This is a genomic window from Sulfitobacter noctilucae, from assembly GCF_000622365.1.
Lineage (GTDB): Bacteria > Pseudomonadota > Alphaproteobacteria > Rhodobacterales > Rhodobacteraceae > Sulfitobacter > Sulfitobacter noctilucae.
Genome location: NZ_JASC01000014.1, coordinates 1,821,455 through 1,846,169, shown reverse-complemented (window position 1 = coordinate 1,846,169; position 24,715 = coordinate 1,821,455). Strand labels below are relative to the sequence as shown.

26 protein-coding genes are annotated in these 24,715 nt (G+C 59.7%); 10 read left to right on the top strand and 16 right to left on the bottom strand.

Annotation, left to right across the window (positions count from 1 at the left end; all coding sequences use genetic code 11):
- Position 1: 1 nt before the first annotated feature.
- From Z945_RS0119110 to Z945_RS0119090, 5 genes are all read right to left on the bottom strand, one after another.
- On the bottom strand, positions 2 to 1,366 hold the full coding sequence (locus tag Z945_RS0119110) for a glutamine synthetase family protein (RefSeq protein ID WP_025053691.1): 1,365 nt from the start codon (positions 1,364 to 1,366) through the stop codon (positions 2 to 4).
- A gap of 61 nt (positions 1,367 to 1,427) precedes the next feature.
- On the bottom strand, positions 1,428 to 2,465 hold the full coding sequence (locus Z945_RS0119105) for a TRAP transporter substrate-binding protein (protein WP_025053690.1): 1,038 nt from the start codon (positions 2,463 to 2,465) through the stop codon (positions 1,428 to 1,430).
- Positions 2,466 to 2,509: 44 nt separating this feature from the next.
- Positions 2,510 to 3,835 (bottom strand): TRAP transporter large permease, encoded by a 1,326-nt coding sequence (locus Z945_RS0119100; protein WP_025053689.1) that lies wholly within the window; start codon positions 3,833 to 3,835, stop codon positions 2,510 to 2,512.
- Positions 3,835 to 4,404, bottom strand: a complete 570-nt coding sequence (locus Z945_RS0119095; protein ID WP_025053688.1) for a TRAP transporter small permease subunit — start codon at positions 4,402 to 4,404, stop codon at positions 3,835 to 3,837. Before Z945_RS0119095 ends, Z945_RS0119100 begins: the two co-directional genes overlap by 1 nt.
- Positions 4,401 to 5,144, bottom strand: a complete 744-nt coding sequence (locus Z945_RS0119090; RefSeq protein ID WP_037971535.1) for an N-formylglutamate amidohydrolase — start codon at positions 5,142 to 5,144, stop codon at positions 4,401 to 4,403. The genes Z945_RS0119095 and Z945_RS0119090 overlap by 4 nt, the downstream gene beginning before the upstream one ends.
- Positions 5,145 to 5,279: 135 nt before the next feature.
- Between Z945_RS0119090 and Z945_RS0119085 the strand changes: the two genes are divergently transcribed.
- Complete coding sequence (locus tag Z945_RS0119085; protein ID WP_025053686.1) at positions 5,280 to 6,152, top strand: MurR/RpiR family transcriptional regulator; 873 nt, start codon at positions 5,280 to 5,282, stop codon at positions 6,150 to 6,152.
- A 53-nt stretch (positions 6,153 to 6,205) separates the two neighbouring features.
- On the opposite strand, the gene Z945_RS0119080 is transcribed toward Z945_RS0119085, so the two are convergent.
- From Z945_RS0119080 to Z945_RS0119060, 5 genes are all read right to left on the bottom strand, one after another.
- Complete coding sequence (locus Z945_RS0119080) at positions 6,206 to 6,925, bottom strand: flavodoxin family protein (RefSeq protein WP_025053685.1); 720 nt, start codon at positions 6,923 to 6,925, stop codon at positions 6,206 to 6,208.
- Positions 6,926 to 7,076: 151 nt separating this feature from the next.
- Positions 7,077 to 7,925 carry a metal ABC transporter permease gene (locus Z945_RS0119075; protein WP_025053684.1) on the bottom strand — a complete coding sequence of 283 codons (849 nt, stop codon included), beginning with the start codon at positions 7,923 to 7,925 and terminating at the stop codon, positions 7,077 to 7,079.
- Entirely contained in the window at positions 7,925 to 8,800 is an 876-nt protein-coding gene (locus Z945_RS0119070; RefSeq protein WP_025053683.1) for a metal ABC transporter permease, read from the bottom strand. Before Z945_RS0119070 ends, Z945_RS0119075 begins: the two co-directional genes overlap by 1 nt.
- Positions 8,800 to 9,684 (bottom strand): manganese/iron ABC transporter ATP-binding protein, encoded by an 885-nt coding sequence (locus tag Z945_RS0119065; RefSeq protein WP_025053682.1) that lies wholly within the window; start codon positions 9,682 to 9,684, stop codon positions 8,800 to 8,802. Before Z945_RS0119065 ends, Z945_RS0119070 begins: the two co-directional genes overlap by 1 nt.
- 19 nt (positions 9,685 to 9,703) lie before the next feature.
- Positions 9,704 to 10,618, bottom strand: a complete 915-nt coding sequence (locus Z945_RS0119060; RefSeq protein WP_025053681.1) for a metal ABC transporter substrate-binding protein — start codon at positions 10,616 to 10,618, stop codon at positions 9,704 to 9,706.
- Positions 10,619 to 10,851: 233 nt separating this feature from the next.
- Between Z945_RS0119060 and Z945_RS20655 the strand changes: the two genes are divergently transcribed.
- The 9 genes from Z945_RS20655 (at position 10,852) to Z945_RS0119010 (ending at position 20,742) form a co-directional block, all read left to right on the top strand.
- Complete coding sequence (locus Z945_RS20655; RefSeq protein WP_161634105.1) at positions 10,852 to 10,989, top strand: hypothetical protein; 138 nt, start codon at positions 10,852 to 10,854, stop codon at positions 10,987 to 10,989.
- A 215-nt stretch (positions 10,990 to 11,204) separates the two neighbouring features.
- Positions 11,205 to 12,317 carry an S-(hydroxymethyl)glutathione dehydrogenase/class III alcohol dehydrogenase gene (locus tag Z945_RS0119045; RefSeq protein WP_025053680.1) on the top strand — a complete coding sequence of 371 codons (1,113 nt, stop codon included), beginning with the start codon at positions 11,205 to 11,207 and terminating at the stop codon, positions 12,315 to 12,317.
- A 100-nt stretch (positions 12,318 to 12,417) separates the two neighbouring features.
- Positions 12,418 to 12,876, top strand: coding sequence for a (2Fe-2S)-binding protein (locus Z945_RS0119040; protein ID WP_025053679.1), 459 nt, complete (start codon positions 12,418 to 12,420; stop codon positions 12,874 to 12,876).
- 2 nt (positions 12,877 to 12,878) lie between these two features.
- A complete protein-coding gene (locus Z945_RS0119035; RefSeq protein WP_025053678.1) occupies positions 12,879 to 15,122 on the top strand; it encodes a xanthine dehydrogenase family protein molybdopterin-binding subunit in 2,244 nt (747 codons plus the stop codon).
- Complete coding sequence (locus Z945_RS0119030) at positions 15,119 to 15,682, top strand: hypothetical protein (protein WP_025053677.1); 564 nt, start codon at positions 15,119 to 15,121, stop codon at positions 15,680 to 15,682. The genes Z945_RS0119035 and Z945_RS0119030 overlap by 4 nt, the downstream gene beginning before the upstream one ends.
- 550 nt (positions 15,683 to 16,232) lie before the next feature.
- On the top strand, positions 16,233 to 17,231 hold the full coding sequence (locus Z945_RS0119025) for a TRAP transporter substrate-binding protein (protein WP_025053676.1): 999 nt from the start codon (positions 16,233 to 16,235) through the stop codon (positions 17,229 to 17,231).
- 68 nt (positions 17,232 to 17,299) lie between these two features.
- Positions 17,300 to 17,833, top strand: a complete 534-nt coding sequence (locus Z945_RS0119020; RefSeq protein ID WP_025053675.1) for a TRAP transporter small permease — start codon at positions 17,300 to 17,302, stop codon at positions 17,831 to 17,833.
- Positions 17,830 to 19,119 carry a TRAP transporter large permease gene (locus Z945_RS0119015; protein ID WP_025053674.1) on the top strand — a complete coding sequence of 430 codons (1,290 nt, stop codon included), beginning with the start codon at positions 17,830 to 17,832 and terminating at the stop codon, positions 19,117 to 19,119. The genes Z945_RS0119020 and Z945_RS0119015 overlap by 4 nt, the downstream gene beginning before the upstream one ends.
- 12 nt (positions 19,120 to 19,131) lie before the next feature.
- On the top strand, positions 19,132 to 20,742 hold the full coding sequence (locus Z945_RS0119010; protein ID WP_025053673.1) for an N-acyl-D-amino-acid deacylase family protein: 1,611 nt from the start codon (positions 19,132 to 19,134) through the stop codon (positions 20,740 to 20,742).
- Here the strand turns inward: Z945_RS0119010 and ureG are convergent.
- Genes ureG through Z945_RS20745 form a run of 6 tightly spaced genes read right to left on the bottom strand, consistent with a single transcriptional unit; the run spans position 20,739 to position 24,705 of the window.
- A complete protein-coding gene (gene ureG, locus Z945_RS0119005; RefSeq protein ID WP_025053672.1) occupies positions 20,739 to 21,374 on the bottom strand; it encodes an urease accessory protein UreG in 636 nt (211 codons plus the stop codon). The two genes, Z945_RS0119010 and ureG, sit on opposite strands and share 4 nt — an antisense overlap.
- Positions 21,371 to 22,042 carry an urease accessory protein UreF gene (locus tag Z945_RS0119000; RefSeq protein ID WP_241434536.1) on the bottom strand — a complete coding sequence of 224 codons (672 nt, stop codon included), beginning with the start codon at positions 22,040 to 22,042 and terminating at the stop codon, positions 21,371 to 21,373. The genes ureG and Z945_RS0119000 overlap by 4 nt, the downstream gene beginning before the upstream one ends.
- Positions 22,008 to 22,463, bottom strand: a complete 456-nt coding sequence (locus Z945_RS0118995; RefSeq protein WP_025053670.1) for an urease accessory protein UreE — start codon at positions 22,461 to 22,463, stop codon at positions 22,008 to 22,010. The genes Z945_RS0119000 and Z945_RS0118995 overlap by 35 nt, the downstream gene beginning before the upstream one ends.
- 9 nt (positions 22,464 to 22,472) lie before the next feature.
- Positions 22,473 to 24,233 carry an urease subunit alpha gene (gene ureC, locus Z945_RS0118990; protein WP_025053669.1) on the bottom strand — a complete coding sequence of 587 codons (1,761 nt, stop codon included), beginning with the start codon at positions 24,231 to 24,233 and terminating at the stop codon, positions 22,473 to 22,475.
- Positions 24,233 to 24,538 (bottom strand): urease subunit beta, encoded by a 306-nt coding sequence (locus Z945_RS0118985; protein ID WP_025053668.1) that lies wholly within the window; start codon positions 24,536 to 24,538, stop codon positions 24,233 to 24,235. The genes ureC and Z945_RS0118985 overlap by 1 nt, the downstream gene beginning before the upstream one ends.
- Positions 24,535 to 24,705 carry a hypothetical protein gene (locus Z945_RS20745; protein WP_169736954.1) on the bottom strand — a complete coding sequence of 57 codons (171 nt, stop codon included), beginning with the start codon at positions 24,703 to 24,705 and terminating at the stop codon, positions 24,535 to 24,537. The genes Z945_RS0118985 and Z945_RS20745 overlap by 4 nt, the downstream gene beginning before the upstream one ends.
- Positions 24,706 to 24,715: the final 10 nt, after the last annotated feature.

The window sequence follows — 24,715 nt, the reverse complement described above, 5'->3', positions numbered from 1 at the left end:
TTCAAGCCCTTTCGAAACCGCGTGCGATTTCCCAATCGGTCACGGTGCGGTCAAATTCTTCCTGCTCCCATTCGGCGGCGCGGCTGTAATGGTCAATCACATCCCCACCCATCGCCTCGCGCAGCATCGCAGAGCCACGCAGGGTTTCGGTGGCGGCCCGCAGCGTTTGGGGAATGTCGGCAGCTTTTGCGTCGGCATAAACATCACCTTTGGTGGGGGCGGCAAGGTCCATTTTGTCTTCGATCCCCTTGATGCCAGCGGCCAGCATCGCGGCTTGTGCGAGATAGGGGTTCAGGTCGGACCCGCCGATGCGGCATTCCACGCGGATGCCCTTTGTCCCGTCGCCGCAAAGGCGGAAGCCTGCCGTGCGGTTGTCCACGGACCAGACGGTTTTCGTGGGCGCAAAGGTGCCTTTCGCAAAGCGTTTGTAGCTGTTGATATAGGGGGCCAGAAAATAAGTGTAATCAGGCGCATAGGCGATCAGCCCGGCCATATAGTGGCCCATCAGCTTCGACATGCTCAGATCCGCGCCCTTGTCATAGAACGCGGGTTGGCCGTCTTTCCACAGCGACTGATGCACATGGCTGGAACTGCCGACACGGTCCTTGTGCCACTTGGGCAAGAAAGACGCGGCGTGGCCCTGCTGCCAAGCAATCTCCTTGATCGCATGTTTGGCAATCGAATGGTGATCGGCGCAATCAAGTGCGGCGGCGTAACGGATGTTCAGCTCTTCTTGCCCTGCTTCGGCTTCGCCTTTGGTATTTTCGATGGGCAGACCGGCAGCAAACAGATGATTGCGGATCGGCCGCATCACATGCTCTTCCTTGGTGGTCTGCAGGATGTGGTAATCTTCGTTGTAGCCGCTGATCGGAGTGAGATCTTGAAACCCGCCTTTGCGGATCTCTTCAAAGCCCTTTTCGAACAGGAAAAATTCAAGCTCGGTCGCCATCATCGCGTCGAAACCCAGCTCTTTCAGCCGCTTGATCTGCTTTTTCAGCATGGCACGCGGGTCGTGCGGCACGGGCGCATGGGTATGATGGTCGAGGATATCGCAAAGCACCATCGCAGTGCCTTCCAACCATGGCGTCAGCCGGATCGTGCTGAGGTCGGGGGCCATGATGTAATCGCCATAGCCCGTCTCCCAAGAGGTTGAGGCATAGCCTTCAGGCGTGGCCATCTCGAGATCGGTGGCCAGCAAATAGTTGCAGCAGTGGGTTTCTTTGAACGATGTCTCGCAAAAGTTCACAGCATGGAACCGCTTACCGGTCAGACGCCCCTGCATATCCACAAAACAGGCCAGCACCGTGTCGATGCTGCCGTCCGCAACGCGGGCTTTCAGATCGTCAAAATTCAATGTGCCGGACATGGGGTGTTCCTTTGTTTGGTGTCAGAGCAAGGGCACCGCAGTGCCCCCGCCCTTGGGTCTTTTACCCGTTGGTGTAGGGGGCGCCAGCCTGATTGATCACGCTGTTGTACTCTTTGAAGATGTTGATGATCTTCTGGTGTACTTCGCCTTCCTGAGCGACCTCATCCCAGAACACCTTGGCCGCGTTTTCGACTTCGGCCCATTCATCGCCAGGCACTTCGCGTAGTTGCAGTTTGTCGCCATTGGCGCGCAGCGCCGCTTCGCCGCCCCAGTACCATTGGTTGCGGTAGGTGTGGCCTGCTTCGGTGCCCGCCATGACGATGGCTTTCAGGTGATCTGGCAGGTCGGCCCAACGCTCTTCGTTTACGAACCAGGACCCGATCCACGCACCCGAGATGTTGTTGGTCAGGAAGTAGTCGGTCACATCTGCCCAGCCCACGGTGTAGTCTTCGGTGATGCCCGACCACGCCATGCCATCGAGTTCGCCCGTCTGCACGGCAACTTCGGCGTCCTCGTAGGGGATGTTCACCGGCACAACGCCGAACTGCGTCAGGAACCGGCCCGCGGTAGGGAATGTATAAAGCTTCAGCCCATCGAGATCAGCGACAGACGTGATTTCCTTTTTGGTGTTGAAGTTGCAGGGGTCCTGACCTGCTGCAGACAGCCATTTGACGCCGACCTTGGCGTATTCTTCTTCCCAGATTTTCTTGAGCCCGTACTGGTTGAACAGCACCGGCACGTCGAGGATGTGCTTGGTCGCGAATGGGAAATAGCCGCCGAACTGCTGAAGTGGCGTGGGGGACGCCATTGAATCGTCGTCCGAATGCACGCCATCAATGGTGCCGCGCTGCAGCGCCTGAAACAGCTCGCCGGTTGGCACGATCTGGTCCGCGTAAAACAGCTCGATCTCCAACTCGCCGTTGGCGGCTGTATTGATGTAGTCAATGACGGGCTTTGTCACATGCTCGCCCAATGCCGATCCGGCGTAGGTCTGGAACCGCCATTTGATGGCTTCCTGTGCGCGGGCGATGGAAGGCGCGGCAAGCGTCGCGGCACCGGCGAGGCCGGCGTTGCGGATAAAATTACGTCTGGTCGTCATATCGTTCTCCTTGAAGGGTTAGGCTCCGTTAACGGAGTTCTTGGTTAGTTTCCGTAAACATAGTTGGGCAGCCACAGCGCGACCTGCGGAAAGATCATTACCAGCGCGAGGGCAAAGGCCATAACGATGACGAATGGGGTGATCGACGCATAGATGTCGCGCAGCGAAATTTCGGGCGGGGCCATCGCCCGCATGAGGAACAAGTTATAGCCGAAAGGCGGGGTCATATAGGCGATCTGACAGGTGATCGTATAGAGGATGCCGTACCAGATCAGATCAAACCCAAGCGCCCCGACAAGCGGAACATAAAGCGGGGCTACAATGACCAGCATCGCGGTGTCATCTAGGAATGTGCCCATCACGATAAAGCTCAGCTGCATCAGGATCAGGATCACCCAGGGGTTCAGGCCCAGCCGCTCGGTGAACAGCGCCTCGATGGCCTTCACCGCGCCCAGCCCGTCGAACACTGCGCCGAAGGCGAGGGCCGCGAGGATGATCCACATGAACATGCAGGTGATGGCCAACGTGTTGCGCACCGAATTCTCGAACACTTCACGGGTCATCCGACCCTTGAGCACCGCTGCCATGAAAGCTGCCAGCGCCCCGATGGCAGAGCTTTCAACCAGCGAGGTCCAGCCGTTGACGAAAGGCACCATCATCACCGCAAAGATCACCAGCGGCAGCAAGCCCGCCCGCAGCAGGCGCAGCTTTTCGGCGCGCGGGATATCGCGGTCTTCAAGCGCCAGCGCCGGGCCAAGCTCAGGATTGATACGGCAGCGGATGGCGATATAGGCGATGAACATCGCTGCCATCATCAGCCCCGGCACCACGCCCGCCAGCCACAATTGCCCCACAGGCTGCCGCGCGATCATCGCGTAAAGCACGAGGACCACCGAAGGCGGGACGAGGATGCCGAGGCTTGATCCCGCCTGGATCACCCCCGTCACCATGCGTTTGTCATATCCCCGTTTAAGCAGTTCTGGCAGCGCAATCGTGGCACCAATCGCCATGCCGGCCACGCTGAGGCCATTCATGGCCGAGATCAGCACCATCAGGCCGATCGTGCCAATCGCCAGCCCGCCGCGCAGGCCGCCCATCCAGACGTGGAACATCTTGTAGAGATCATCGGCAATCTTGGATTCCGACAGCACATAGCCCATGAAGATGAACATCGGCAGGGTCAGCAGCGGATACCATTTCATCAGCTTCATCGCGGCGGCAAAGCCGATGTCAAAGCCGCCCCGGTCGCCCCAAAGCAGAAGAGCGGCCACAACGGCGACAAAGCCGATGGCACCAAACACTCGCTGGCCGGTAAGCAGCATCAGCATCATGGTCGAGAACATGAGGGTCGCGATCATCTCATAGGGCATCAGGCAAGTTCACCCTTTAGACGCAGCACGTCTTTGAAAAATTCAGACAGACATTGCAGGATCATCAGGAAAAACCCCACAATCATTACAACTTTGATCGGCCACATATAGGGCCGCCATGCAGACGAAGACTGCTCCAGCCGCCCAACTTCTTCGGTGCCGGTCAGGACGCCGAACAGATACGAAATCGGCTCGGACTTCCAGTAGCCCAGCGAATAGGCGGTCGAACTGATCGCGCCATAAAGCAGCACGCAGAGATAGAAAATCAGCAAACAGACGGTGAGGAGATCAAACCACGCTTTGCGCCGCACGGACCAATTGCCATACAGCAGGTCCATCCGCACGTTCGATCCCAGCTGGATCGAATAGGGACCACCCAGAATATAGTAACCCACCATCACGAATTGTGCCATTTCCAGCGTCCAGAGCGCGGGCAGGAAAAAGGTCTTTGACACCGAGGAATAAAGAAGGATTCCCATCAGCGCAAAGATGCCGTACATGGCGATCCGCCCGATCCGCAGGTTCACCGCATCGACGCTCCGGATATAGCCACGCATCAATCCGGTCATTGTGACGCTCCGCTCATTTGGGTGATGGCTTCTGCCAGCCATCCGGCCAGCTGTTTGGCCATGTCGGCCTGTGTCTCGGGCACCGCAATCAAATCGTTGCGCACTTCGATCATCACCGAAGGACAGTCGCGTGGTGTCGCATGTTGCGCGATTGTGTGGGTCACGCCGTCGGCGGGACCGTAGGGTTCGTTGCGCTGCACAATATGTCCGGTATGCGCCCCGGCGGTTTCCAGCATCGCGTCCGTCAAACGGCTGTCTGTATCATGGAGCAGCCCGATTTCGACGGAGCGGGGGGCACCGTGATAGACAGGCGTGAAGCTATGCATCGTCACGAGGATCGGCGCAGAGACCGCTTGCAAGGCACTTTCAACTGCGGTGTGGAAAGGCCTGTAGTAGGCATCATGCCGGGCCTGCCGTACAGCTTGGCTCAGGTTCAGATTTCCGGGAATATCAAAGATCTCGCTTCGTGCGGGCGTCGCCCCCGGCGCAGTCAGCGGACGATTGCAATCATAGACCAAACGCGAGATTTTCGACGCAACGAGCACCGCGTCCAAAAGCCGAGACATATCGACTGCGACCGCACGCGCACCGGGATCCCAGGCGACGTGGCTGGTCAGCACATCACCGCTTAACCCCAGATTGTTGTGCTGCGGCGGTATGTAGGCGCTGGCATGTTCGCAGACCAGCACGATGGGCGATGTCCCTGCAGGGTTCACCACCTCGAATACCGCCTCAGTCATGTCCGCATTCGTTTGCAGCATAGCACCCCCGTTTGCACAAAGGTCTTGCCAGCGGGCGATTATGTCAACACAATTGTGAAATATTTATCACACATGGATGTGACTTGATAAATTTATCCGCAACCAGGGGGCATTATGGCAGAGGAGACGCTGACCATTTCGGACCGCATCCAGCACAAGCTGGACGATCTGACCCGTGCGGAACGGCAGTTGGCCCTGTCGATTCTAGAAAATTACCCAGCCTCAGGTCTCGGGCCGCTGACCGCATTGGCCAAGGATGCTGATGTCTCGGTGCCCACGGTGGCGCGGATGGTGCAAAAGCTGGGGTTCAAAGGGTATCCCGAATTCCAGTCCGAGCTGCGCGAGGAACTGCGCGCCAAAGCCAAAAACCCGATTGCAAAACATGACACATGGGCCGAGGCGGCCCCATCGGGCCATATGCTCAACCGTTTCACCGATGCGGTCATCGACAACATCCGCCACACGCTGGGTCAGATCGACCCGGCCGCCTTTGACGCCGCTTGTGCCTTGGCAGGCGATGCGGACCGGCATCTTTATATCGTGGGCGGGCGGATCACCCATACGCTGGCCGAATACCTGTTTTTGCACATGCAGGTCATCCGGCCCAACCTGACGCATGTGCAATCGACGTCCAATTCATGGCCGCATTACCTGCTGAATGCGGGCAAGGGGGATGTGTTCATCATCTTCGACGTGCGCCGCTATGAGAACAACACCCTCAAGCTGGCCGAGATGGCCCATGCGCGGGGGGCGCAGATCATCCTGTTTACGGACCAGTGGCGCAGTCCGGTCCACCAGCTTGCCACCCATAGTTTTTCCAGCCGTATCGTGGTGCCATCCGCCTGGGATTCCGCCGCGACGACGATGTTGCTGGTCGAAACAATGGTCGCGTCGGTGCAGAACCTGCATTGGGAGGGCACCAAGGCGCGGATGGAAGAGCTTGAAGAGATGTTCGACCAAACGCGATTGTTTCGGAAGTTCACCTAAGACAAAGTTCCTGTCTCAACAATCGCCGCAAAATTTAAGGCTTTTGACCCTCGTCAGCTACGATATTCCGGGTTCTCATAGCCAAAGCGTGCACCTGCGTCCCAAGCGTTGCGATCATTGCCTTCGTTGGGGTATCCGCCCGCAGTTTTCAGCATGCGCGCAAGATGCATCAGGTTCCATGTCATGATTGTGGTGTTGCGTTGCGTAAATTCGTTGTCAAATCCAATGCGGCCACCATCATCCTTCTTGTCACCATAGGAAGGGCCCGGGCCCGCTTCACCGATCCAGCCGCAGTCAGCTTGAGGGGGAATGGTATAGCCCAGATGGCTCATCGCGTAGCCAATCGTCATCGCGGCATGTTTTATCCCGTCTTCGTTACCTGTGACGACGCATCCCGACGTCTTGCCGTAGAAGACCGATTGCCCTTTGTCATTCAGCTCGCCGGACATGCCATAAAGACGTTCTATCAGGATGCGGCACACCGAGGATTCCTCGCCCAGCCACAGCGGGGTTCCGATCACCAGAATATCGGCCTTGAGCACTTTCTTCCACACCTCGGGCCAATCGTCGCTGTCCCAGCCATGCTCCGTCATATCAGGGTAGACGCCTGGCGGGATTTGATGGCTAAGCATATGCAGATGCTCCACCGATATGCCTTGCTCTTGCATGATACTTGCCGATGCGTTCATCAGCAGTTTGGTATGGCTCTCCGTCGGTTCGCGCTTCAATGATGTGTTGATGAAGAGGGCAGTGAGGTCGGAAAATTCAGCCATTGGGTCAACTTTTCTATATATTGCCAGAGTTTTTCCCGCAGCTGCGCGCTTTGCAGCACTCAGGATAAGTGTTCGAAAACCGTATTTGGGCGGTTCAAATTTGTCTAATCAAGTTCTCGCGGGGTGGGGGCGGTCGCAAAAGGGGGGGCTCTTATTCCCCCGCCACCATCCGCGCCGACATGCGCCGTGTCTGCACCTGCCGCCGCACAAAGGCGACCAGAAACACCGCCGTCAGGATGAGGATGATCGTGGGGGCAGGGGCACTGTCCAGAAAGAAACTGGCATAGGTGCCCCCCAACATCGAGGCCATGCAGATCAGCACAGACACCCACAGCATCGAGCGGAAAGTGCGTACAAGCAGGAACGCAATTGCCCCCGGTGCAATCAGCAGGCCGATGGCAAGGATCAAACCCGCCGCCGACAGGGTCGCCACAATGGTCAGCGAGAGGGCTGCCAGCATCCCGTAGTGCAGCCAGTTCACCCATAGGCCGGAAGCCTGAGCCTGTGCGGGATCAAAGCTGTGTAGCAGCCAGTCGCGCCATTTCAGCACCAAGGCCCCTCCGACGATCAGGGCGATGATGCCGGCGGTCCACAACTCGCCCGCGTCCACGCCCAGCATGTTGCCAAAGAGAATGTGATCAAGGTGCGCGTTCGTCTCGATCGAGACATAAAGCACAATGCCAAGGCCGAACATGCCCGAGAAAACGACCCCCATCACCGTGTCCTGTTTCACGCGGGAGTTCGTTGCTAGATAGCCTGTGGCGACCGCGCAAGTCATCCCGGCAACGAAGGCCCCGATGATCAGCGGTAGGCCCAGAATATAAGCCAGCACGATCCCCGGCAGTACCGCATGACTAACCGCGTCGCCCATCAGTGCCCAGCCTTTCAGCACCAGAAAGCACGACAGCAAGGCCGTGGGAACCGACACGATGATGCAAATCAGAAAAGCGTTCTGCATGAAGGGAAAGCGGAAGGGCAGGGTAAGCGTCTCAATGTCCATCAGATTGCCTCGCGGTGCTGTGGCCCGTCGCGCAAGGCGCGGCGGGATCTGGCGCGTGCGGCCAGCAGCCCGTGCTTGGGGGCAAAGACAAAGGCAGTCAGGAAGATCAGTGTTTGCAGCACCACGATGATGCCGCCCGTCGCCCCGTCCAGAAAGAAACTGGCGTAGGAACCGACGAAGCTGGTCAACGTGCCGATGGCGACGGAGGTGATGATCAAGCGGGGAAAACGGTCACACAGTAGGTAGGCCGTGGCCCCCGGCGTGACGACCATCGCGATGACCAAGAAAGCCCCCACAGTCTGCATCGCTGCCACAACCGATGCCGACAGCAGCACAAAAAACACCGCTTTAAGCAAACCGGGGCGCAAACCGATGGTGCGGGCGTGGTTTTCATCAAAGAAGGTGACCATCAGGTCTTTCCACTTGGCCAGCAGTACGGCGAGGGACACAAAGCCGATGAGCGCGAGTTGCAGGGTGTCTTCGGGCGTGATGGCCAGAATGTTGCCCATGGTGATGGTTTGGACAGAGACCGACATCGGGTTGATCGACACGATGAACAGGCCCAGACCAAAGAAGGACGTAAAGATCAGCCCGATGATCACATCGACTTTCAAGCCTGACCGCTCGGACAGAAACAGCATCGCACCTGCGGCTAGACCGCCCGCGACAAAGGCCCCAAGCGCGAAGGGAAGGCCCAGAATATAAGCCCCCGCCACGCCGAGCACAACCGAGTGGGACAGTGCATCGCCGATCAGCGACCAGCCTTTAAGCATCAGATAACACGACAGAAACGCGCAGACGCCGCCGACCAGCGCCGACACCCACATAGCGTTCACCATATACCCGTAGGCAAAGGGCTGAAGCAGCACCTCCATCATGTGCCCCGGTCTGTGCGTTGGGTTTTGTCGCCATATTGCACGAAGGGGCGTTCATCATCGGTAAAGATGGTCACGGCGCGGGCGTCCTCGTCATCGTGCAGCGCATCGCCGCCCAGTGTGAAGTGGCGCAGCACACCGCCAAAGGCCTGCTCCAGATTCTCGCGGGTAAAGGTGTTCTCCGTTGGGCCGTGGGCCAGCACGGTGCCTTTGACCAGAATACAGCGATCGCAGAATTCGGGGACCGACCCGAGGTTGTGGGTCGAGACCAGCATCACCCTGCCCTCGGCGCGCAGTTCTTGCAGCAGGGCGACAATCTGCTCCTCGGTGGTGACATCGACGCCGGTAAAGGGCTCGTCGAGTAGGATCACTTGACCGTCTTGTGCCAAAGCGCGCGCCAGAAATACCCGCTTGCGCTGGCCGCCTGACAGTTCTCCGATCTGGCGGTCGCGGAAGTCTTGCATGTTCACGCGCCGCAACGCCTGATCAACGGCATCGTGATCGGCCTGACGCGGGCGGCGAAAGAACCCCATGTGACCGTAGCGGCCCATCATGACCACGTCTTCGACGAGGACCGGAAAGGCCCAATCGACCTCTTCGGCTTGCGGGACATAGGCCACGAGGTTGCGGGCGAGAGCCTCTTTCACCTCCATGCCCAGAATGCGAATGTCGCCTTTGGCCACGGGCACAAAGCCCATAATGGATTTAAACAGGGTGGATTTACCCGCACCGTTGATGCCGACCAAGGCCGTGACTGTGCCGCGCGGAATGTCGAAACTAGCGTCCCACAGGGCTGTATGGCCATTGCGGTAGGTCACGGTCACATCCCGTGCCGTCAGACCCACCTGCTCGGCCTCTGTTGTGGCGGGGTGGTCGTGTTTCATACGGCTCCAACCTTGTTCATCAGTTCATCGCTCCGTTTGCCTTGCCGGTCAGCCCATCGGTCACGGTGGTTGTGGTGACGCGGAGCAGGTCCAAATAGGTGGGCACCGGGCCATCCTCGCCACTCAGGCTGTCCACATAAAGCACCCCGCCATAGGCGGCACCGGTCTCGCGGGCGACCTGTTCGGCGGGGGCGGTGTTGACGGTGCTTTCGCAGAACACCACCGGAATGTCGTTGTCCCGCACACCGTCGATGACCGCGCGCACCTGCTGGGGTGTGCCGACCTGATCGGCGTTCATCGGCCAGAGGTACAGTTCGCGCAGCCCCATGTCGCGGGCCAGATAGCTGAACGCGCCTTCGCAGGTCACCAGCCAACGCTGGTCTTCGGCTACATCAGCGATGGCCTCGCGCAACGGCTCCAGCGTCGCGCGCAGTTCTTCTTTGTACGCGGCGGCGTTGCTCGCATAGGTCGCGGCGTTGTCAGGGTCGTTTTCGGACAGCGCGCTCTCAATATTATCAATGTAGATCTGCGCATTATCCAGACCCATCCAGGCGTGGGGATTTGGTTTGCCTGTATAGCTGCCAGCGGCGATTGAGATCGGGTCGACCCCGTCGCTGAGCGTGGCTGCGGGAATATCGCCCAGATTGCTCAGAAACTGCTCGAACCACAGCTCGAGGTTCATGCCATTCCACAAGATCAGATCGGCGTCATAGGCGCGCACGATATCTTGCGGAGTCGGCTCGTATCCGTGGATTTCGGCACCCGGTTTGGTGATTGAAACAACATCGGCGGCGTCACCGGCCACATTTGCCGCCATATCGGCCAGGACGGTAAAGGTCGTGACCACTTTCAGCCGGTCCTGCGCGGCGGCGGTCAGCGTGCCAGACAAAACGAAGATGCTGGTCAAGAGGGCAGTGGTGGTGCGGAACGGCATGGATAGCTCCCGAAAATGGCATGTTGCAAGCGTTGCAAGGCTGGCGGGGTATTGTCAATGCACTTGCGACTTATTCTCATTTAGCTGTCTCTCACCCTTTATCAAGGCTTCCCGCCGTATTGTGTCGGAGCATGCGTCGAGGGGCCTTTTGGGACATCTACTGTCGGGAATCGACCTTGACGCGTATGGGGCGCGATTGTTTTCTGTGACCCATCAGTCAGGGGAGCCTCGCCATGAATACGCACGATAGGGATGTTGTTATCGGGGGCAGAGGTGTGGGTGCCTCTGTGCTCTATCATCTTGCCAAGCTGGGTTGGACGGATGTAACGCCGGTGGCCTTTGGCCCAATGGGCAAGGCCATGCTCCGGTGATAAAACTGCGCCTTTTCTTTGCGATCGGGATCGCATTCATCGCCGCGGTCTTTTGGGTAAAGTCGCGTGAAAGCATGGCGATAGACGCCTGTCTTGATGCGGGCAAGCGGTGGTCTTACGTCGCCGAAACCTGCGAAGGTTAGGCCAATCGGGCGTTGACAAGGCGCCGGTGCTAAGGCCACTTGAGGTCAACAAACAAAGGAGAGTGACCCATGATGAAGACCCGCGCCGCCGTCGCCGTTGAAGCCGGAAAACCGCTTGAAATCATGGAGGTCAACCTCGAAGGCCCCAAGCGCGGCGAGGTTTTGGTCGAGATCAAGGCGACGGGTCTGTGCCACACGGATGAATTCACCCGCTCGGGCGACGACCCCGAAGGCATCTTTCCCGCGATCCTGGGTCACGAGGGTGCAGGCATTGTGCTGGAAGTGGGCGAGGGTGTGACCACGCTGGAACCCGGCGATCACGTCATCCCGCTCTACACACCTGAATGCCGCGAGTGCGAATATTGTCTCTCTGGCAAAACCAACTTGTGTCAGGCGATCCGTATCACCCAAGGGCGCGGTCAGTTGCCCGATGGGACGACGCGCTTCTCCATGCTGGATGGCACGCCTATTCATCACTACATGGGCTGTTCGACCTTTGCCAATCATACCGTCGTGCCCGAAATCGCGCTGGCAAAGGTGCGCAAGGACGCACCGTTTGACAAGATCTGCTATATTGGTTGCGGCGTCACCACGGGCATCGGTGCTGTCATCAATACCGCCAAGGTCGAGATCGGTGCGCGCTGCGTGGTGTTCGGTCTAGGCGGTATTGGTCTGAACGTCATACAGGGCCTGCGCCTTGCAGGGGCGGACCAGATTGTCGGCGTTGATTTGAACGACGATAAGGAGGAGACCGGCAGATATTTCGGCATGACTGATTTCGTAAATCCCACCAAGGTTGACGGTGATCTGGTGGCGCATCTGGTCGAACTGACCAAGGGCGGCGCGGATTATTCGTTTGACGCCACGGGCAACACCAAGGTCATGCGCGACGCGCTGGAATGTGCGCACAAAGGCTGGGGCGAGAGCATCATTATCGGTGTGGCCCCGGCGGGTGCTGAAATCTCCACTCGGCCTTTCCAGTTGGTCACGGGCCGCGTCTGGCGCGGTACGGCCTTTGGCGGGGCCAAGGGGCGCACCGATGTGCCGCAGATCGTGGACTGGTACATGAACGGCAAGATCGAGATTGACCCGATGATCACGCATAAACTGACGCTGGACGAGATCAACCACGGTTTCGATTTGATGCACGAGGGCAAGAGCATCCGCGCCGTTGTAGAGTTTTAAGGCGACTGGCGGCGGGGCGGGCACCCCTTCCCCAAGGTTTGCCTTGTCTGACACTGGCGCGGCTCTAGACTGAACCAAGAGTTCAGCGAGGAGCAGCGCCATGAAATTGACCGTCAACGGAACCGAACATGAGGTCGATGTCGAAGACGACATGCCGCTTTTGTGGGTCTTGCGCGACGAGCTGGGCATCACAGGGCCGAAATACGGTTGCGGGATCGCGCAATGCGGAGCCTGCACGGTGCATGTAGACGGTATTTCGGTCCGGTCCTGCCAATTGGCTGCCGCAGATGTGGATGGCGAAGTCACCACCATCGAAGGGCTGGGGACGCCGCAGGCACTGCACGCGGTGCAGGCGGCCTGGATTGAACATCAGGTGGCGCAATGTGGCTACTGCCAGTCCGGACAGATCATGCAGGCGGCGTCTTTTCTGGATCTGAACCCCGAGCCCGATGACGCCCAGATTGATGCCGCGATGAGCGGGAATCTGTGTCGTTGCGGCAGTTACCCGCGTATCCGGGCTGCGGTGAAAACGGCGGCCAGCCGCTTGCAGGGGGTCTGAGCATGGGGCGGGTAAAAACCATTGCGCGGCGCAGCTTTTTGGTGGGATCGGCGGCGATTGTCGGCGGTGTCGCCTTTGGCACCTATCTGTATAAACGCGAGGTGGAGAACCCGCTTGAAGCAGGGCTTGAGCCCGGCGCGGCGACCTTTAATCCTTATGTGAAAATCGACAGCGAGGCAGTGACGCTGATTACGCCACGCGCGGATGTGGGGCAGGGTGCCTATTCGGTGCAGGCCCATCTGATTGCCGAGGAGCTGGATGTCGATCTTGAGGCGGTCCGTATCGAACCCGGACCGCCCTCTGCCGCCTATTACAACGGCGTTGTCGCGGCCGAAGGTGTGCCGATCGCCGCTACATCCGAGACCACTTTGGCCCGTGCAGGGCGCGGCGGCGCGGATGTGGTGAGCAAGATCATGGGGCTGCAACTTACCGGCGGCTCAACAACAGTGCCCGATATGTACGACCGCTTGCGCAGCGCCGGGGCCGTGGCCCGCGAAACGCTGAAGGCCGCAGCAGCAGCGCAAACCGGGTTGGATGTGGCAGAGCTGAAAACAGATGCAGGCGCGGTTGTTCTGCCCGATGGGACACGGATTGCCTATATCGATCTGGCCGCGATTGCTGCGAAAACGCCGGTGGTCGAGGACGTGGCGCTGCGCGATCCTGCCAGCTGGCGCGTATTGGGCAAACCGCATCAACGCACTGATATCGTCGCAAAGTCGACCGGTACACAGGACTACGGGATTGATCTGCGGATGGATGGTATGGTGCATGCGACCACGCGCACCAACCCGGCGCTGGGCGGCGGTATTCTGGGGTTTGATGCCAGTGAAGCGGAGACCATGCGCGGCGTGCAGGCTGTCCTTCCTATTACAGATGGCATTGCAGTGGTGGCCGATAACACATGGCGTGCCTTTCAGGCGGCACAGGCCGTGGTCTGCGACTGGGGCGATGCGCCCTATATCGGCAATACGGAGGCACAATTTGCCGAAGTGGCGGCGTCATTCGTCAAAGAGCGTCAGGACAGCCGGTTCAAGGACGAAGGTGATGTGGAGGCGGCGCTGGACGCTGCCGACACCGTGTTTGAGGCGGAGTACCGCATTCCCTATCTGGCCCATGCCCCGCTCGAGCCGATGAGTGTTGTGGCGCTTTTCGGAGAAGGCCGGCTGGACATCTGGACCGGCACGCAGATCCCGCGGTTTATGCAGGATGGCGCGGCGGAATTGAGCGGCCTGGACGCTGAAAATGTGCATATCCATGTGCTGATGTCCGGAGGTAGTTTCGGGCGGCGGCTGGAGGATGACTATGTGCGCCAGGCCGTTGAGATTGCGGTGCAGATGCCGGGAACGCCTGTGCAGATGGTGTGGCAGCGCGAAGAAGACATGACCCATGATTTTCCCCGCCCGCTGGCCATATCGCGGGCGCGCGGTGCTGTGGCTGAGGGCAAAGTCGCGGCATTTGATCTGGCGATCGCGGCACCTTCGGTGGCGGAATCATCGCTCGCGCGCTGGGGCCAACCTGCGATGGGCCCCGATGTGGCCATTGTCGCGGGCGCGTGGGATCAGCCCTTTGCCGTGCCCGACTATCGTGTGACCGGATACCGCGTGCCTGCGATGGTGCCGATCAGCTCGTGGCGCTCTGTCGGGGCGTCGGGCAACGGGTTCATGCACGAAAGTTTCATGGATGAATTGTGCCACGCAGCGGGGGCTGACCCGATGGCAGAGCGGTTGCGCCTGTGCAACCATGATCTGTCGCGCAAGGTGTTGGAAGCGGTGGCCGAGATGTCGGATTGGGGAAGTGATCTGGGCACCGGGCGCGGACGCGGCCTCGCCTTCACACTAGCATTTGGTGTGCCGGTAGCAGAGGTTGTCGAGGTGACGGATGTTGATGGAGCCATCCGCATCGACAAGGTTTTTGTGGCGGCGGAAGTGGGCCGGGTGCTGGATCCGGTGAACTTTGAAGCGCAGCTGTCCGGTGGTGTGATCTGGGGGCTGGGTCATGCAATGAATTGCGAGCTGACCTATGATGGCGGCGTGGCTCAGCAGGATAACTACCACGTCTTCGAGGGGATGCGGTTGCACCAGGTCCCGGTGATCGAGGTGCGCGGGTTAGAGAATGGTCCCAAGATCAAGGGGATCGGCGAGCCGGGTGTGCCCCCTGCGGCACCGGCGTTGGGCAATGCGATTTTTGCAGCGACAGGCAAGCGGATCAGGCAGTTGCCGTTCTCCAAAGAGGTGAATTTTCTATGAGGGGGCTGCTCTTCGCTTTGCTCTTCGCGGGGGCCGGTGCCCATGCGCAGACCGTGACCCGCGAAGAGGGATTGGCGGCCTGGGAGCGGATATATGCTGTGGCGTCGCATCCGCGTTGTACAAATTGCCATGTGGGCGCGCAGCAGGAGCCGATGTGGGAAGGGCTGCACTATAAAGCAGGCACGCCGCACGGCATGGGCGTCAAGGCGGACGGGAGCCGCATCGGCGCAGAAAGCATGCCCTGCCGGACCTGCCATGTGACAGCCGAAGGACGGAATGTGGCGTCGCCCGCACCTGCGCAAATTGATGATGCCTGGCGTCTGCCCCCCGTCGAGATGGATTGGCTGGGCGAGGACAGCGCATCCGTTTGTGCGCAATTGCGTGATCCAGAGCGAAATGATGGCAGCGATATTGCCGATTTGGTCGTACATCTGGAAACCTCTGCCTTCGTGGCTTGGGGATTTGCGCCGGGTCCGGGGCGATCGGTGCCGCCCGGGAGTGTCGCGCAGATCGCAGCGGACGTGGACCTGTGGGGCGCGGCGGGAAGCCCTTGCCAATGACGGGCGCGGTGTGAGGGCGTTCTTCGGTATATAAGGCCAAAAAGAGAAAGCGGTGCTTTGCGGGCTGTGGCGCTTTCCTTGCGGGTGCCTGGCGTGAACCGGCGCATCGCGCCCCACCAGATCAGCGGTATTTTAGGATCGAGGCCTGCGCGATCGATAGTGCCATAAGACTGTAAGGTGCAGTCATCACAATCAGCGGTGACAGGGGCGGGATGTAACAAACCACCTCCTATTGGATGACCATGCGTAACATGCTGCAGATCCCGGGCACGCTTGAGGAACTTATGGGAGCGCGCCCGAAGACTATGTGCGTTGGCTGGAGTATTGGAGGATCGCCGGGTTGCGCGGGGCGGCAAGGGTAAGGATCAGCACCGAAGTGACGATGGTGGTCCAGCAAGCGCGAAACAGGCAGGTACGCGGGATATCTAACTGAGGGGCAAGGCCCAATCAAAGACTGCCCTAGCGCATCTTTACATCGTGAAAAAAGTGTACTTGGAAAATGCGATGTGCAAGTATTGGACAAAAACAACCAATCAACATGGAGTCCCCTATGAAACACCTTAATTTCAAGACTGTGACCGCATCGGCATTCGCATTTGCCCTGACGGCGGGCGGTGGATTGGCCGCTGATATCACGATGAACGTGGGCTTTGGCGCGCCCGAAGAATCGCTCTACGGCCGATTCGGCAAGATTTTCGAGGCCAAGGCCGAAGAGTATACGAACGGTGCCGTCGATGTGAAATTGCGCTGCTGTAACCAGATCTCTTCAGAGGATGAGGGGTTCAAGGCGATGCAGCTTGGCACGGTGGACGGGTTTTTCATCACCGCCAATAACGTCTCGCCGCATTGGCCGCTGATGGATGTGACCGTGCTGCCCTATATCTTCCAGAACGCCGATCACCTTGCCCGTGTGCTGGATGGCGAGGTGGGTCAGCAAATGAAGGACAAGCTGCAGGCCGATACATCGGTACATCTATTGGCCTTTGGTCCGGCTATGTACCGCGACTTTTACAATTCTGTGCGGCCCGTCAATACCATGGCGGATATGGATGGGCTGAAAATTCGTGTGCCGAAGAATGAAGTCATGATCGCGACGTTCGAGGCGTTCGGGGCAAATCCCGTGCCGCTGGCCTGGTCCGAAACGCCCACGGCTTTGCAGACCGGCACGGTGGACGGGGGCGACAATGGCACGTCGTTCATCCGCGATATGAAGTTTTACGAGTTTGAACCGCATCTGGTGATCCTTGAGCATTTCGTGTCTTTCGCACCGCTTTTTGCATCTGATGCATTCATGAAAAAGCTGAGCGACGAGCAGCGTGAACAGATCATGCGGGCGGCCAAAGATGCCGGTGCAGAGTTTGCAGTAGAGCTGGCCACTGAAACGCAGGAAGTGCGCGATTGGCTGGCGTCCGAGGGCGGTATGGCAATGACCACGCCGGACAAGACCGATTTCGTAGAGGCGGCAAAGGGTGTGCAGGAGGATTTCGCACAACAGCGCGGCGAAGACTTTGTCGAGTTGGTCAAAGCCATCCAGGACGCGGCGAACTAAGCGGCGGGCATTTTGAAGGGGGCGGCTGCGCCCCCTTTTCTCATGCCCGCCAACGAAAGGATACAGCCATGAAAGCCCTCAGATGGCTGGAACGACACTTTGAAGAACTGATCTGCTGCACCTGTCTGGTGATCATCGCGGTCGCGGTATTTGCTCAGGTCATTGCACGCTACGTCTTTCAGGTGGCGCTGCACTGGACCGAGGAAACCGCCTCGATGGCGATGGTCTGGGCAGTCTATACCGGCGCGGCCCTCTGTGTGCGTGAACGGTTTCACATCCGCATCATGGTCGCGGTGCAGGCGTTGCCGACGCGGTTTGGCCGCTTTGTGATCTTTTTGGCGGATGCGATGTGGGCAGGGTTTTGCATCTTTATGCTGCGGGTCAGCTGGGACTATCTCTACATCTTCTGGCGCTTTCCTGAAACCTCGCCCAGCCTTGGCATCAACCAGTTCTATCCGCAAACGATCCTGATCATCGGGTATGGGCTGATGCTGATCCGGCTTATCCAGACCTATATCACCTGGTGGCATGACGGCGCCGAAGGCCTTCCGGGGATGCTGGCCGAAACCGGCGATGCGCCAGAAGACGAGGCCCACATATGAGTCCGCTTGCCATTCTCGCCATCGCCTTTGTGGTGCTAACAATCATGGGCATCCCGCTGTTTGTCGCGGTGGGCCTGACCACGGCGCTGGCCATCTACATGATCGACATTCCCTATACGCTCATCGCGCAGACGGGATACGGCAGCCTGACACCCTTTCCGCTTCTGACGATTCCGTTGTTCGTTCTGGCCGGGCGGCTGATGGAAGTGGGCGGCATGGCCAACCGGATGATCTCCATCGCGACCAATCTGGTAGGGGCCTACCGCGGTTCGATGGGGCTGGTAACGGTCTTTGCCTGCATGCTTTTCGCGGCTCTTTCCGGTTCCGGCCCTGCGACCACCGCTGCCATCGGTTCTGTTACGGTGCCCGCAATGAAGCGCGAAGGGTATGACGTGCCTTTCGCCGCTTCGATCACGGCGAGCGCGGGGGCGCTGGGCAGTCTCATCCCGCCGTCGAACCTGTTGATTATCTACGGCTTAGTGTCTGAGACTTCGATCCCCCGCCTGTTCCTCGCGGGCGTTCTGCCCGGTTTCATGGTCACGATGCTTTTGATGATCACGACCTATATCATCGCGCGGCGGCGCGGCTATGGCGGCAATGGCGATCCGTTTTCGTGGGGGCCGTTCCTGCGGGCGGCATGGGATGGCAAATGGTCCATCGGTGCGCCTGTTCTGATCCTAGGCGGCATTTATGGTGGGGCCTTTACCCCGACCGAAGCTGCCGGGGTTGCGGTGTTCTATGCGCTCTTTGTCGGCATGTTCGTCTACCGCGAGCTTACGCTGAAGAAGCTGATCGAGGCGCTGCGGTTCACCGCCTTGCTGACGGGTATCCTGATCCTGCTGACACCAACGCTGGCGTTCGGACAACTGACTGCGTTCTACGATGTGCCAGCAGCGGTGCAGGAAGGGATCACTTCGATCACCACGAACAAATATCTGGTGCTGCTGCTAATCGGTGTCTTCTACATCTTCATCGGGACGTTCATGGAAAGTCTTGCGCAGATCGTGCTGTTCACGGCCGTGTTTCTGCCGTTGGCGCTGTCCCTCGGGATTGACCCCGTGATGTTCGGCATCTTTACCGTAATCACCTGTGAGATCGGTTTTCTGACGCCTCCCCTTGGCGCGAACCTGACGGTGGCGGCGCGTATATCCGGCATCTCGATCGAGCGGATATCGGTCGCCGTGCTGCCTTTCATCGGAGCCTATATCATTGGCATGCTGATCCTGATCGCCTTCCCCGAGATTGCGACGATCCTGCCCAACTGGCTGTATGGCCCCGCTTTGTAAGGAGTCTTTCACATGTTCGATCTGATCCTGAAGAATGGCGAGGTTTTTGATGGCACGGGAGCGGACGGTTTTGTCGGGGATGTTGCCATAAAGGACGGGCGGATTGTCGAGATTGCAGCGCAGGGTCAGATCAACGAAGCCCGTGCCGCCGAGGTGATCGATGTGTCAGGCCTGACCATTGCGCCGGGGTTCGTGGACATGCACACCCATTCCGATTTCACCCTGATCGCCGATGGTCGCGCCGAGAGCCAGGTGCATCAGGGGGTCACAACCGAGGTCATCGGGCAATGCGGCATTTCCTGCGCGCCCGTGGTCAGCCATGATGCGATCAAGATGGTGGCTCCGTGGCATACAGGGGACGCGAAGCACAAAAACTGGCTGGGGTTTGGTGAATATCTGGACGTGCTGGATGACACTGATCTGGGCGTAAACGTCATGGCCTTTGTCGGGCATGGCACCATCCACCGCGCTGTTGTCGGTGGTGAATTGCGGGCCGGAGAGCCCGAGGAAGTCGCCGATATGGCACGGCTGGTCGATCAGTGCATGGATGAAGGCGCGGGCGGCTTTTCATCCGGGCTGGAGTATTTCCCCGGCATCATGGCGGCACCCGAACATCTTGTGCCTATGTGCGAAGTTGCAGCTTCGCACGGGCGGCTTTACGCAACCCATGTGCGTAACCGCGACACGCATTATGATCTGGGCTTTGCCGAGGCGATCGCCACCGCGCGGCAATCAGGGGCAAAGCTGCAGATCAGCCATATCCAGCCCAAGTACGGCGCGCCCGATTATGCAATGGATCACACGCTCGAGATGATCGAGATGGCGCGACGGTTTGACTGTGACATCGCGTTCGACGTGATCCCCCACGACTGGAACCACACGCTGATGGCGGCGATCCTGCCGAAATGGGCGCAGGCGGGCGGCGTGGACGAGGTGATGAAACGGCTGGCTAACCCCGAAGACCGAGAGCGGATCAAGGCGAACCCGCAGCCCATGTGGCTGATCGTCAAGGCCGAGCGGTGGTCGGATATCGTGCTGCTGAATGCCACGGTGAACAAAGACATCGTCGGCATGGACTTTGCCGAGATTGGTCGCATGCGCAATTGCCATCCCTATGACGCGGTCCTGGATATTCTGTTGGAGGAAGGCGAGGCGATGATGGCCTGCATGTGGTCGTCGAAGTCCTTTCGCAATTCGGACGTGGACCTATGCTTGCAGCAGGACGCCTCCGCGGTGATCTCCGACACGGTGGCGATCGCCAATGACGGCATCCTCAAGGATCATATTGGCTCGCTGTCGGGTTACGGCTGGGCGGCGCGGTTCTTGCAATATTATGTGCGCGACCGGGGCGTGCTGACGCTGGCGCAGGGCATCGCCAAGATCACCTCGATTCCCGCGGCGCGGCTGGGCATCAAGGAACGGGGCGTGCTGAAAGTAGGGTATCACGCCGATATTTGCGTCTTCGACAAAGCCGCGATTGCCAGCAACGCCACGGCCAAACATCCCCGCCGCTATGCGTCCGGCATCGCGCATGTGCTGGTCAACGGCAAGCTGTCGATGCGCAGCGGCAAGCGGACGGAAGTGAATGCAGGTTCGGTTTTGCGAGAGTTTGCGGCGGCCTAAGCGGGCGTCTTGATCCCTTCGCCCACAGCCCCAATCTCGCAGATCAGGTCGCGCACCGCTTGAACCCCCTCGCGCGCGCGCAGGTTGGTGAATATGAAAGGCCGCGTGCCGCGCATCTTGTTCGCGTCCCGTTCCATCACTGACAGATCCGCACCGACGTAGGGGGCCAGATCGGTCTTGTTGATCACCAGAATGTCGGACCGTGTGATCGCCGGGCCACCCTTGCGCGGAATCTCTTCGCCCGCCGCCACGTCGATGACATAGATCGTGAGGTCCGCAAGCTCCGGTGAAAACGTCGCCGACAGGTTGTCGCCACCGCTTTCGATTAGCAGGATTTCCACCTCAGGGTGCCGCTCTACTATCTGCGCCACAGCGGCCAGATTGATTGAAGCATCCTCGCGGATCGCCGTATGCGGGCAACCGCCGGTTTCCACGCCGATCACGCGGTCCTGCGGCAACACCTGCATCCGCATCAGCGCTTCGGCGTCTTCCTGGGTGTAAATGTCATTGGTAATGACGCCCATCGAATGGGTGTCACGAAAAGCTTCGCACAGGGCGGCGGTCAGCGTGGTTTTGCCCGCGCCCACAGGGCCACCGATTCCGATGCGCAAAGGGCCGTTCATGCGTGTCATGTTTGAAATATCCTTGCGTATTTGGTTTCGTGATGCATCGACGCAATGTCGGTCAGGTATGCGGTTGAGGTGAGGCGGCCGAGATCGCCGTCCCCTGTGTCCTGCGCGATCTCAAGGCACAGCAGCGCGAGGGCGCGGGTGATCTTTTGTGCCTGCGATTGGCCCACGGGGGCCAGCCGCTGACCAGCGGCGACGAGATTAGCGGCAAAGGCGTGCAAGTAGATCGACGTGGTCAGCGCCAGCGGCATGCCGTGCACGCGGGCAGCATGGCCCACGGCAACAGGATAGGCCATTGCGGTAGTTTGTGTGTCCCAAACCTCGGCGGTGATCTTGCAGAACGCAGCCCCTTGCAGGTCCGTCTCGCGCAGCCGCTCGGCGGAGGGCGCAAAGGCGCGGGCGGTGGCGTTGATTTCGTCAAGCGCCGTGTTGTCCGGCGCGTGATAGGCGGCGGCGATGAACAATGCGTCCGCGTGCCCCGTCCCAAAGCGCAGCACATCCGCGATCCAGCGGTGGAGGCTGGTCGCGTCCGTCACATCGCCCGCCTCGGCTGCGGCTTCGAGCCCGTGTGAATAGCTGAATGCCCCCACCGGATAGGCGGGCGAAAACCATTGCGCCAGCGTCAGGATATGGGCGTCAGTGGGCATGGCTGTGGGTGCGTCCGTGGCCATATGCGCCGCCTTCGGGCGTGAAAGGTTCATCAACCTCGCGCAGGGTGGCCCCCAGTTTGCCCAGCATGTCGCGGATCACATGATCGCGCTGGATCAGCAGGCGGGTGGGTTCGACTTGACAGGGCATATGGCGGTTGCCGATGTGCCAAGCCAGCCGCACAAGGTCTTGGCCGGTGATCTCGAGCAGGGCTTCCGGTGCCGGACGCACGCCGATCTTGCGGCCATCGGGCAGCACGAAGGCATCGCCGTTGTTCAGCGATGTGGTCTGCTCCAGATCAACGGTGAACTGCGTACCGCTGTCCGAGGTCAGCACCTTGCGGCGCAGAAAACGGTCGTCGTAGGTAAGGGTCACGGTATCATCGGGATGATGGTCGTGGACGATGGTCTGGCAAATGGGGGTCTGGGTGATGGGTTGGGTCATATCGGAGCCTCAGAACATGAAATAGCGCTGCGCCATCGGCAACACTTCGGCGGGTTCGCAGGTCAGCAATTCGCCGTCTGCGCGCACTTCGTAGGTCTCGGGGTTCACCTCGACCACCGGCAGGGCGTCGTTCAGGATCAGGTCGCGTTTGCCGATGCCGCGGGTGTTTTCCACCGCGATGGTCTGCTTGGCCAGACCAAGACTGGCCCCGATGCCTGCGGCTTGTGCGGCCTCCGACACAAATGTCACGGCGGAATGTTCTACCGAGCGGCCAAAGGCCCCGAACATCGGCCGTGAATAGACCGGCTGCGGCGTGGGAATAGACGCATTCGGATCACCCATCTGGGCCATCACGATGGTGCCGCCCATCAGGACCATTTCGGGCTTCACGCCAAAGAACGCGGGGTTCCACAGCACCAGATCGGCGCGCTTGCCTTCCTCGATGCTGCCGATCTCGCGGCTGAGACCGTGGGCGATGGCCGGATTGATGGTGTATTTCGCGATATAGCGGCGCACGCGGAAATTGTCGTTCTCGCCGGTTTCCTCGGGCAAACGCCCGCGCTGTTTCTTCATCTTGTCGGCAGTCTGCCAAGTGCGGATCAGCACCTCGCCCGCACGTCCCATCGCCTGGCTGTCGGATGCGATGATCGAAAAGGCACCCATGTCGTGGAGGATATCCTCGGCGGCAATCGTCTCGCGGCGGATGCGGCTTTCGGCGAAGGCCACGTCTTCGGGGATGGATTTATCAAGGTGGTGACAGACCATCAGCATGTCGAGGTGCTCTTCCAGCGTGTTCACCGTGAAGGGGCGCGTGGGGTTGGTGGAGGACGGCAGCACATGTTCCTCGCCGCAGATCTTGATGATGTCGGGCGCATGGCCGCCGCCCGCGCCTTCGGTGTGGAAGGCGTGGATAGTGCGGCCTTTCATCGCCGCGACCGTGTTCTCGACAAAGCCGGATTCGTTAAGCGTATCGGTATGGATCATCACCTGCACGTCCATAGCATCGGCCACCGTCAGGCAGCAGTCGATGGCGGCAGGGGTGGTGCCCCAATCCTCGTGCAGTTTCAGGGCACAGGCCCCGGCGTTGATCTGTTCCTCAAGGGCTGCGGGCAGCGATGCGTTGCCCTTGCCCGCAAAAGCAAGGTTCATCGGAAAGGCATCCGCCGATTGCAGCATCCGTCCGATGTGCCAAGGTCCCGGTGTGCAGGTGGTGGCGAGCGTGCCATGCGCGGGGCCAGTGCCGCCGCCCAGCATGGTGGTCAGGCCGGAGTGCAGCGCGTCCTCAATCTGCTGGGGGCAAATGAAGTGGATGTGTGAGTCAAAGCCACCTGCCGTCAGGATGCGGCCCTCGCCCGCAATGGCTTCGGTGCCGGGACCGATGATGATATTGACGCCCGGTTGTGTATCGGGGTTACCTGCCTTTCCGATCTTGTGGATGCGCCCGTCCTTGAGACCCACGTCAGCCTTGTAGATGCCCGAATGGTCTACAATCAGCGCGTTGGTAATAACAGTATCGACAGCGCCCTCAGCGCGGGTGGCCTGCGACTGGCCCATGCCGTCGCGGATCACCTTGCCGCCGCCGAACTTCACCTCTTCACCGTAAGACAGCGCGTTACCGCCTGTGCCACCCGATTGCGCGGCACCCGCCAGTTCGGCAGTCAGGTCACGCTCGACCTCGATGATCAGATCGGTGTCAGCAAGGCGCAGCTTGTCGCCCACAGTGGGGCCGAACATGGCGGCATAATCGCGGCGGGAGATGGAGGCGGGCATTAGAGGTCTCCCATCACAGTTGCATTGAAGCCAAAGACCTTACGGCTTCCGGCGAAAGGAATGAGGCTGACCTCACGGCGCTGGCCGGGTTCAAACCGCACGGCAGTGCCTGCGGCGATATCCAAACGCATGCCACGGGTGGCGGCGCGATCGAAATCCAGCGCGGTATTGGCTTCGGCGAAATGGTAATGTGAGCCGACCTGCACGGGTCTGTCGCCAGTATTGGCGACCATCATCGTCACCGCGCTGCGCTCAGGGTTCAGCTGTATCTCACCAGTCGCGGGAAAGAGTTCTCCAGGGATCATCTGCGAAACCACATACGCGAAACGGCGACCCCGCCCACCACGGCGATAAGAGCCATCGCGCCGTAAAGAATGGTCCAGTCCGTCCCGTCATGCGGGTGGATGTGTATGCCGGGGTGGGCGAGTGCCGGCATTGCGGTGAGCAAAAGGATGGGGAGGGCAAGTTTCATCTGAGGCTCC